This window comes from Mucilaginibacter sp., assembly GCF_036383575.1.
Taxonomy (GTDB): Bacteria; Bacteroidota; Bacteroidia; order Sphingobacteriales; family Sphingobacteriaceae; genus Mucilaginibacter.
In genome coordinates this window covers 1-2,946 of the sequence record NZ_DASVOB010000766.1, presented here as the reverse complement: position 1 = coordinate 2,946, position 2,946 = coordinate 1, and the positions used below count along the sequence as shown (strand labels likewise).

The window sequence follows — 2,946 nt, the reverse complement described above, 5'->3', positions numbered from 1 at the left end:
TGATCACGGTCATGCCTGGTAACATTTTCATCAGGCCGATATCTTCCAGGATCTGGTGGGTAGCACCGTCTTCGCCCAAAGTTAAACCGGCGTGTGAAGCGCAGATTTTAACGTTTTTGTTTGAATAAGCTACCGACTGACGGATCTGGTCATAAACCCTGCCGGTTGAAAAGTTTGCGAAAGTACCTGTGAAAGGGATTTTACCGCCGATGGTCATACCGGCAGCAATACCAATCATGTTAGCTTCAGCAATACCCACCTGTACAAAACGCTCAGGGAATGCTTTAATAAAATCGTTCATTTTTAACGAACCGATAAGGTCGGCACAAAGAGCAACAACCTGGTCGTTTTTCTGGCCTGCTTCCAGCAACCCGGCGCCAAAGCCCGAGCGGGTATCTTTTTTATCTGTGTAAGTGTATTTTTTCATTGTTCAAATTCCCTCTGCTTCCGCGAGAGAATGGCATTAAATCGTGATAAATTAAACTGATGTTTCTAACTCCTCCGTTAGCCAACGGAGGCCGGGGGGGCTAATAATCGCCCAGTGTTTCTTCTAACTGATCTAAAGCCAGTTTAAGCTGCTCATCATTTGGCGCAACACCGTGCCATTTGTGGCTGCCCACCATAAAGTCAACACCGTAACCCATTTCAGTATGCATCAGGATCATGATCGGCTTGCCCTGACCTGTACGGCTTTTTGCTTCTTCAAGCACCCTAACCACATCGGCCATGTCATTACCTTTCATATCCAGTACATCCCAGCCAAAAGCTTCCCATTTAGCGCGAAGATCGCCTAATGAAAGCACCTGTTTGGTTGGACCATCAATTTGCTGACCATTAACATCAATAGTTGAGATCAGGTTATCAACATGATTGTGAGGAGCAAACATTGCTGCTTCCCAGATCTGGCCTTCCTGGATCTCGCCATCGCCGTGCAGGGTAAACACCAATGATTTATCACCGTTTAATTTTTTGGCAAGAGCCGCACCGATAGCTACCGATAAACCCTGACCTAATGAACCCGAAGCAATACGGATACCCGGAAGGTGCTCATGTGTAGTTGGGTGACCTTGTAAACGAGCATTCAGTTTACGGAAAGTTGCCAGTTCGGCTTTATCAAAATAACCTGCATGTGCCAGTGTGCTGTAAAACACAGGCGAAATATGACCGTTTGACAGGAAGAAAATATCTTCGCCAACAGCATCCATATTAAATTTAGGATCGTGGTTCATTACCGAAAAGTACAGTGCGGTAAAGAAATCGGTACAGCCCAGTGAGCCGCCCGGGTGGCCTGATTGACAGCCATGTACCATGCGTACAATGTCGCGCCTTATTTGTGACGCGGTTTTTTCTAAAGTTTGTAAGTCTGCTTTCATTAATGGAATTTAGGAGCTGCTAAAGTAGCTATTTTGATTGTGTTTTTAACACTTAATTTACAAGATCGAGTACCTGTTGAGATGAGTTCTTAGTGTCAACCTTACTGATCACGTGCGTAATAACTCCTTCTGCATCAATTATAAATGTGGTACGTGCGGTACCCATGTATTTTTTACCGTACATATTCTTCTCAACCCAAACGCCATAAGCTTCAACAATTTTAAGCTCATTATCGGCAATAAGAGTAAATGGCAGGCTGTATTTGGTCTCAAATTTTTTATGCGATTTTTCATCATCGGTACTTACACCTATCACCTCAAAACCTTTGCTTAAAAGCGATTGATAGTTATCCCTGAAATCGCATGATTCGGCAGTACAGCCGGGGGTATCATCTTTTGGGTAAAAATAAAGGATCACATTTTTACCTTTATAATCGGCAAGGGACACTTCTTTACCGTTTTGGTCTTTAGCGGTAAAAGCGGGGGCTTTATCGCCTTCTTTTAATGTTGTCATGGTTTATTAGGTACTTATCTGGAAAAATCGGCGGAAAATTCCGAAAAATTATTCTTGTTATCAACTAAAGCCAACTTAAACACGTGTTTACCGGGCGCAATATCGTTATTAAACGTGTAACTTAATATTTTACTTTTATAATCATGCTCCATCAGCACCCATTTGCCATCGATGGTGCCTGTATAGCTTTTAATTCCGGATAAATTATCGCTCATTCTGAAATTAATACTGCGTGCAGCCTTCATATTGCTCCCGTTTTTGATATTGAGCGGATGAATAACGGGTGGTATGGTATCTACCTTGATATAATAATCGCCAAAGGCGCTTACCTGCGATATCACGTAACCATCTTTAAAGTAACCACCCTGGCAGCCTCCCCATGAGCTTACAATAACAGCTTTATCGGCATACTTACCCAAATCAGCATCGGGCTTGATCCAGATCTCGTAGCTGTCATGAATGGGCGTTAACCTGTTATGGATATGATGCATAGCCGAATAAGCCCCTGCCGGTTTAGCCGATGCTGAATATTGAAAATCAAGATCATCATACAGGTTGCCCGGCATAATGATCACCTTAACTTTATCATTGCTGAACTCACTTCGCTTATCGTAGTAAAACATCGTACCGGTTGGCTTTACAGGCTGTGGGTTGGTAAATGGAGATGATTTAACTTTTAGCTTGAGCGATGATGTATTACCTGCCACATCCTTTACAACATATTCCACATCATGCGTAGCATTGTCATCAAACGTAATGATGCCGTTATTTACGGATTGCGGGTACAGCGAAATCCGGCTGCCGGGCAGGATGAAACATTTCTGCATCCAGCGGCGGGATGATTCAAAGGCAGGATAATCGATATAAGCGTTAATGGCATGAGTTTGATCAAACGCGAAACGCTCAACCGCAAAGGTGTATACCGTTTTGCCATCCAGTTTTAGTTCGATAGAATAAACGCCGTTATGGTTAAACGAAGTGCTGTTCATATCGGTGGTGTTAATGCCGAAGCCGATATTACCGCTTAGCTCCAGCGTTTGCGGTTTAATGAGGTGATAG

The 2,946-nt window shown here is 43.3% G+C and carries 3 protein-coding genes and 1 pseudogene; all 4 read right to left on the bottom strand.

Going from position 1 to position 2,946, the window contains the following annotated elements; all coding sequences use genetic code 11:
* A partial coding sequence (locus tag VF500_RS27300; RefSeq protein ID WP_414688597.1) for a transketolase family protein occupies positions 1 to 427 on the bottom strand: 427 nt, incomplete at its 3' end.
* Positions 428 to 527: 100 nt separating this feature from the next.
* A complete protein-coding gene (locus VF500_RS27295; RefSeq protein ID WP_090531971.1) occupies positions 528 to 1,373 on the bottom strand; it encodes a transketolase in 846 nt (281 codons plus the stop codon).
* Between the two features lie 52 nt (positions 1,374 to 1,425).
* The gene (gene bcp, locus VF500_RS27290; RefSeq protein WP_330862693.1) at positions 1,426 to 1,887 is read right to left on the bottom strand and encodes a thioredoxin-dependent thiol peroxidase; all 462 of its coding nucleotides are present in this window, start codon (positions 1,885 to 1,887) and stop codon (positions 1,426 to 1,428) included.
* Between the two features lie 14 nt (positions 1,888 to 1,901).
* Positions 1,902 to 2,946 (bottom strand): annotated as a pseudogene (locus tag VF500_RS27285) (M23 family peptidase); the annotation flags it as partial.

Excerpts from the sequence above, each read along its gene's own strand:
- VF500_RS27295 (WP_090531971.1), bottom strand. The coding sequence starts at position 1,373 with ATGAAAGCAGACTTACAAACTTTAGAAAAAACCGCGTCACAAATAAGG.
- bcp (WP_330862693.1), bottom strand. The coding sequence starts at position 1,887 with ATGACAACATTAAAAGAAGGCGATAAAGCCCCCGCTTTTACCGCTAAA.